Origin of the sequence: Moorena sp. SIO3A2 (assembly GCF_010672265.1) — a bacterium.
GTDB lineage: Bacteria > Cyanobacteriota > Cyanobacteriia > Cyanobacteriales > Coleofasciculaceae > Moorena > Moorena producens.
On sequence record NZ_JAAHHC010000107.1, the window covers coordinates 1 to 6,071 of the forward strand.

Consider the following 6,071-nt stretch of genomic DNA (forward strand, 5'->3'; position numbering starts at 1 on the left):
GTAATAGGTAATAGGTAATAGGTAATAGGTAATAGGTAATAGGTAATAGGTAATAGGTAATAGGTAATAGGTAATAGGTAATAGGTAATAGGTAATAGGTAATAGGTAATAGGTAATAGGTAATAGGGATGCGCTGCATCAAGAGGTGCGACCCGTGGCGAATTTAATAATTAGATGCGGAAAGCGCACCTAACAGGGAATCAGCTTCAAAGAATACTGTACCTCATAACTGTGATCAACGCTATATTACCTTTCATCAACTCAGAAATAACATTAGTATCTAAAATGATCATTGATCAAATAGAGGAGGAGTACGCATTTTATCTCTGGGAATTTGGGTAATTTCTACATCTGATAAATGGGCAAAACGCTGTTTTATTCTCTCGGCAAGATTTAAGGATTTTTTGGAAGTTTCAGCTTTGCTTAAATCTTCGGGTAAATTAGTTTGTTGAGCGACTAACTTAAAAGTCTCAACAATTTCTGTAATGATAGCAATCTGTTTTGGACTTAGCTCACTCACATCGATTACTTTGTTTTCCATCACAAGTTTACTCGTTCGTTTACGTAATGGTATGCCTGATTATAGGCAAGCTATCAGCTATCAGATTATGCCCATAGCGCACACTATAAATTATAATAAAATACCCCTTTGGTGGGCAGTGGGCAGTGGGCAGGGTTGGTGGGCAGTGGCTGATGATATATTCCCCAAGCTTGCCAATTTCGCGATTCTTGCCACTGCCCACCCTACGATTCTACTTGTACCCAGATCACCCCATCTCCCCATCTCCCCATCTCCCCATCTCCCCATCTCCCCATCTCCCCACGTAACAAAACGTGAGAAAAAACCTATTAGACATCTCCAAAAATTAACCTCAAACCCTTGCACTGCCTGGGTCAAAACCGAGTTTCTGGAGATGTCTATTGACACAGCCACAGCCAACTCAATAAGCTAAACCACAGAAAGTTTAATTCTATGGAGATGAAACCATGCCCAAGAAAAAACTAACCCCCAAACAGACCGCTCCTGTTTCTCGTAAGGTGGTGGCAAGGCAACGCTCCTGTTTCTCGTAAGGTGGTGGCAAGGCAATAGTGGGCAAGGCAACGCTCCTGTTTCTCGTAAGGTGGTGGCAAGGAAAAATGAGGGGCAAAATGAGGAGTCAGTCTCCGAGTCTCTCTCCCAGACAGGGCGTGGTGGCGCGTGGCGTAAATAAAAATCCTTTGGCGGGCGACGACGCAGAGTAGTGCCCTTAATTTACCACTATCCGATCAAAATGTCAAAATCCCTTTTTGGTCTCGGATGGCGCGCGATTTGCCTGGATAAATTTCCGAGCTACCTGTGCTACTAACTCGTTTTCGGTTACCACGGGAGCCGTGCCTGGCGGGCATTAGTCGCAGAAGGTTCCACCAAAATGCCCATTCCACGTCTGATGCCCATTCGGCATGCATATCAGTGGGGTGGGCATCCTGCCTGCTTGGGAATATTGATAACCGGCAAGATGCCGGTTCTACGCCTGATACCCGTTCCACCGACTGGGTCAAACAGCAATAATTAGATGCATCCTGAAGTAAAGCGCGATGGCATTTGCTGGCTGCATGACAGATAAATGCATGACCGATAGAGTAAGAAATAGATAAAAAAAAGTAGTTTGGGCTCTGGTGGGCAGTGGCTGATCAGCTCTTCACCAACCTTGCCGATTTCGGTAGCTTGCCACTGCCCACCCTACGATTAATCTCCCGACTCCCGACTCCCGACTCCCGACTCCCGATTCCCGATTCCCGACTCCCGATTCCCGACTCCCGTTCCCCTCCTGGGAGGGGTTAGGGGTGGGTTCCGACTCCCGATTCCCGATTCCCGATTCCCCAAACCAGTGACCACCACCTACTCCCCCCAAGTTACCTATCAGTGGCTCGAAAACTTTGATGCTACTACCTCCTTAGAATACGATGACTACACCTGCCCCAGCATTGCTAGCCACTGGCAATGTGCCAGCCTTTTAGGAGAACTGCTGGGTTTAGCAGCAGTGGAAAAGGATTAAATGGTAGGCTTGCTGGTGGCAGAACTGCGCAAAGACCCCAAAACCGACACCACTACTGCTGTCATTCTTTCCCTGTTCGTCCACCCGGAAAACCGCCGACAGGGGGTTCCAACGGCGTGGCCGTGGTGCCATGCTGATTGCAGAGTCTATCATGGCTCAACTCCAGAGCGATATTCCTTACTATACCTGTGCGGTGGGAGAGAGCAACCAACCCATGCTTCAATTCGTGGATCGTCGCCTTAAACCTTACTTGACGTCATTGACTGAAGCGTATCGGAGTAGTAAGAAGTTAGGGAGTAGGGAGTAGGGAGTAGGGAGTAGGGAGTAGGGAGTGTGGGGAGTGTGGGGAGTGTGGGGAGATGGGGAGATTGGTATTAATGGTAATTATCCTAACATTATATTAGTAAGTAGGGTGTGTTAGCCGCTAGGCGTAACGCACCGGACTTTCCACGTGAACTATGAATGGTGTGTTAGCTGATTAGCTGATTAGCACCTCAAGTAGCGTGCGCGTAGCGCATTAGCTGATAGCTTACGTAATGCACCGGACTTTGCCGGTGAACAATGATGGTACAACTGACCCATAAATTTCAAAGCTTTGATGAGTATTTATCCTACAATGATAACTCAGAAAACTTCTATGAGTTATTTAATGGAGAGTTAATTGAAATGCCTCCAGAGTCGGGAGTAAATGTTGAAATTGCTACGTTTTTATTGATTAGGTTTGCTTTACTGGTAGGTCATCGTAGAGTCCGGGGTCAAGGATTAGAATTAGAAGTTAGAGGTGAACCGAAAAACCGTTATCCTGATTTGACCATTATTCGAGAAGAGCATATTCAACAATTATCAAAGCGTAATACCATTCGCCTCTCTATGTCACCGCCTTTATTAGTGGTTGAAGTGGTTAGCCCAGGAGAGTTACAACGAGAGCGAGACTATATTGCGAAAAGAATCCAATATCAGGATTGTGCTATTCCTGAATACTGGATTGTGGACCCGGAAAGTAAAACTATATTGGTTTTAAAACTGACAGGAACAAGTTATACAGAAGTTGGTAGCTTTTCTGGTGATGAGTTAGTGTTATCTCCTGGATTTAAGGATATTACTTTAAAAGTATCTGGAGTGTTTGATATAGAAAAGTAAGTGATATTTTTATGAACAATTGACTATGAGTAGTATAAATAGTAGTTTAGATTTAAAAAATCTCTACGACATTGATGATGTCCAATGGCTAGAAGAAACGATTAAGCTCCTGAAAAATAAAGAATTTAATCAACTAGATTGGGATAACTTAATTGAGGAGTTAGAGGATTTGGGCAGAGAGAAGAAAAATGCCGTAGCTAGCCTTTTAGAACAAGTTATCCGTCATTTATTATTCCTGCAATATTGGACAAGTGAATATGATTATAATGCAGTTCACTGGCAAGGGGAAATCTATAACTTCAGAATTCAGCTCAAACGTAAACTAACGACTAATCTCCGTAATTATCTAGATAATGAACTGAGTTCTATTTATAACGATGCCTTAGGATTTGTGACGATAAAAACTCAGAATTCCGTAAGTTTACCTCCAGAATGTCCCTACTGTCTTGACCAATTACTGGATATCGAATGGTTGCCGAAGGAATAAATCAGTTTTGAATAGTCGGGAATCGGGAGTCGGGAGCGGTGCGACCCTAGGGCGATTTACTCGCCCTAGGAGGCGCGCACCGAGGGAATCGGGAATCGGGATTATACTTAAGCTACAGGCAAAACGCTATAATTAGTAATTAGCAATTAATCAAAGTTTTATCAGCAATAAAATTCTGCATTCTCCCCATCTCCCTATCTCCTCATCTCCATCTCCCCATCTCCCCATCTCCCCATCTCCCCGCGCCCCCGCCCCACTCTTTCCCTGTTCCCTGTTAAATAACAAGTAAAGTAGAGCCAAAAATGATCACATCAACTGCCACAATTACTCGGGACCCGACTATTCCTCCTTTAGAAAATGGGGATCAACTAACCCTTGCTGAATTTGAGCGTCGCTATTCCGCTATGGCTGATTTGAAAAAAGCCGAATTAATTGAAGGAATTGTTTACATGGCATCTCCTGTACGAGCAAAAAAACATGGCAAACCCCATTCTCGGATTATGACATGGTTAGGAACCTATGAAGCAAGTAGACCAGGAGTAGAAACACTCGATAACACAACTGTGCGCCTAGATGCTGATAACGAAGTGCAACCTGATGCGTTATTGAGAATAGAACAAGATGGACAATCAATCATTACTGAGGATGATTATGTAGAAGGTGCGCCGGAGTTAATCGTAGAAATTGCGGCTAGCACTGTTTCTATTGATTTACATAAAAAATTAAACGTTTATCGTCGTAATGGAGTACAAGAATATTTGGTATGGCGAGTTGATGATGGTGAATTTGATTGGTTTCGGTTAAGGGAAGGGGACTATACTCAACTGGAAACCAATCCTGAGGGCATACTTTGTTCAGAAATTTTCCCTGGATTATGGTTAGATAAAGCGGCGTTATTAGCCGGAAATTTAGCCAAAGTTTTAGAAATATTGCAGCAGGGATTACAGAGTCAGGAGTAGGGAATCGGGAGTCGGGAGTCGGGAGCGGTGCGCGACCCAAGGGCGATTTACTCGCCCTAGGAGGCGCGCACCGAGGGAATCGGGAGTCGGGATTCTACTTAAGCTACAGGCAAAACGCTATAATTAGTAATTAGTAATTAATCAAAGTTTTATCAGCAATAAAATTCTGTATTCTCCCCATCTTCCCATCATATCATGTCCGGTTGAATACTTATACTAGGGGCAAAAACAAGGCAGAAGTCAGAAGGCAGAAGGCAGAAGGCAGAAGTAAAGGAGTAAGGTTTCAAGGGATAAAGTTTTTTATAACTAATTATCCGAACCTGATATCACCCCATCACCCCATCACCCCATCACCCCATCACCCCATCACCCCATCACCCTATATCTTTCCCGATTCCCGATTCCCGATTCCCGTTCCCCTCCTGGGAGGGGTTAGGGGTGGGTTCCGATTCCCGATTCCCTGTTCCCTACTCCCTAACTATCTCTTTTTTAGTCAAACACATCGCTACTCCTTTTTCATAGTAGGCAACTTCATTAATAAATACTGGCCAAACGGTGGCTTCTTCTTCATAGTAAATTGTGGTGCCATCGAAGGTAAGAAACATGGGGTCACCAGGATTAAGTTCTTGATAATCTCTGCCCTGGAGCTGAGGATGAATCATACCTTCTAGTTCACCAGCTTCGTTTCTGGGATAGTCAACTACTTTTAAATAGTGATAAATGGTTAGAGGATAAGTGTTTGATAATAGTTTACCGTTATTATAGTCTTCAATATAATCTAACGTGGCGTGAATTAAGGCTTCAGTTTTTTGAAAAATAGCGCCCTTGAGACTAGCTGGTGCAATGGGACCGACTTCAATACAACACCCGAAGTTAGATAGGGATCTTAGAAAGGTATTTTCTTTACCTGGTTCAATGGAACTATAAACTCTAACTAAGGGGTCAAGGGAACTCAGATAAGCAGCGAGTTGCAAATTAAAGGGGTCGTTGTTGACGAGAATTATAGTAAACCCCATATTAGCACTGGTACTGTGCAAATCTAGAATAAAATCTACCTTGGAATTGCCTTTTGGCCCTAGGGTTTGAGCTATCTCTTTGGCTCTGGTTTGTTCATAGAAAGAAAGCTCGGAATTTTCCAGGTCACTTTTAGCAAAGCAGCGGTTTAAGTCTGTATCAATATATCTCCTGGCAGCTTGAAAGGCTTGGGGATTACCGATCAGTGTCGAGGTTTCAAAACTAGGTCTAGTGATTAATTCTGGAAACTTATCAAATTTTTTGACTAGGTATACACCGGTAAATTCATTACCGTGGGTTCCTCCTACAATGGCGACTTTGTTAATAGTTTTACGGTTGTTTGCTTCAGAATTACTCATGGGTGGTTGGTATATGGATCTAATTTAAGGGAATCGGGAATCGGAACCCACCCCTAACCCCTTAGGGGTGGGTTCC

Annotated in this window: 11 protein-coding genes; 7 read left to right on the forward strand and 4 right to left on the reverse strand. The window is 43.7% G+C overall.

What is annotated here, in order from left to right; all coding sequences use genetic code 11:
* Positions 1-289: 289 nt before the first annotated feature.
* Positions 290-541, reverse strand: coding sequence for a hypothetical protein (locus tag F6K64_RS37700; RefSeq protein ID WP_009149639.1), 252 nt, complete (start codon positions 539-541; stop codon positions 290-292).
* Here F6K64_RS37700 and F6K64_RS37705 point away from each other — a divergent pair.
* The gene (locus F6K64_RS37705) at positions 531-953 is read left to right on the forward strand and encodes a hypothetical protein (RefSeq protein ID WP_154659892.1); all 423 of its coding nucleotides are present in this window, start codon (positions 531-533) and stop codon (positions 951-953) included. The two genes, F6K64_RS37700 and F6K64_RS37705, sit on opposite strands and share 11 nt — an antisense overlap.
* 18 nt (positions 954-971) lie before the next feature.
* Here F6K64_RS37705 and F6K64_RS37710 read toward each other — a convergent pair whose 3' ends face one another.
* The gene (locus tag F6K64_RS37710) at positions 972-1,097 is read right to left on the reverse strand and encodes a hypothetical protein (RefSeq protein WP_267872032.1); all 126 of its coding nucleotides are present in this window, start codon (positions 1,095-1,097) and stop codon (positions 972-974) included.
* 169 nt (positions 1,098-1,266) lie between these two features.
* Positions 1,267-1,539 (reverse strand): hypothetical protein, encoded by a 273-nt coding sequence (locus F6K64_RS37715; protein WP_131827470.1) that lies wholly within the window; start codon positions 1,537-1,539, stop codon positions 1,267-1,269.
* 124 nt (positions 1,540-1,663) lie between these two features.
* Between F6K64_RS37715 and F6K64_RS37720 the strand changes: the two genes are divergently transcribed.
* From F6K64_RS37720 to F6K64_RS37745, 6 genes are all read left to right on the forward strand, one after another.
* Positions 1,664-1,822, forward strand: a complete 159-nt coding sequence (locus F6K64_RS37720) for a hypothetical protein (RefSeq protein WP_287255897.1) — start codon at positions 1,664-1,666, stop codon at positions 1,820-1,822.
* 46 nt (positions 1,823-1,868) lie between these two features.
* Complete coding sequence (locus F6K64_RS37725; protein ID WP_287255895.1) at positions 1,869-2,036, forward strand: hypothetical protein; 168 nt, start codon at positions 1,869-1,871, stop codon at positions 2,034-2,036.
* A complete protein-coding gene (locus tag F6K64_RS37730; RefSeq protein ID WP_131827110.1) occupies positions 2,037-2,279 on the forward strand; it encodes a GNAT family N-acetyltransferase in 243 nt (80 codons plus the stop codon).
* Between the two features lie 321 nt (positions 2,280-2,600).
* Positions 2,601-3,176 (forward strand): Uma2 family endonuclease, encoded by a 576-nt coding sequence (locus tag F6K64_RS37735; protein WP_044494519.1) that lies wholly within the window; start codon positions 2,601-2,603, stop codon positions 3,174-3,176.
* A gap of 25 nt (positions 3,177-3,201) precedes the next feature.
* Positions 3,202-3,663: a DUF29 domain-containing protein gene (locus F6K64_RS37740; RefSeq protein WP_287252920.1), complete on the forward strand. Its 462-nt coding sequence runs from the start codon at positions 3,202-3,204 to the stop codon at positions 3,661-3,663.
* 302 nt (positions 3,664-3,965) lie between these two features.
* Positions 3,966-4,622: a Uma2 family endonuclease gene (locus F6K64_RS37745; RefSeq protein WP_009149721.1), complete on the forward strand. Its 657-nt coding sequence runs from the start codon at positions 3,966-3,968 to the stop codon at positions 4,620-4,622.
* Positions 4,623-5,089: 467 nt separating this feature from the next.
* Here F6K64_RS37745 and F6K64_RS37750 read toward each other — a convergent pair whose 3' ends face one another.
* Complete coding sequence (locus F6K64_RS37750) at positions 5,090-5,995, reverse strand: aspartoacylase (protein ID WP_009149719.1); 906 nt, start codon at positions 5,993-5,995, stop codon at positions 5,090-5,092.
* Positions 5,996-6,071: the final 76 nt, after the last annotated feature.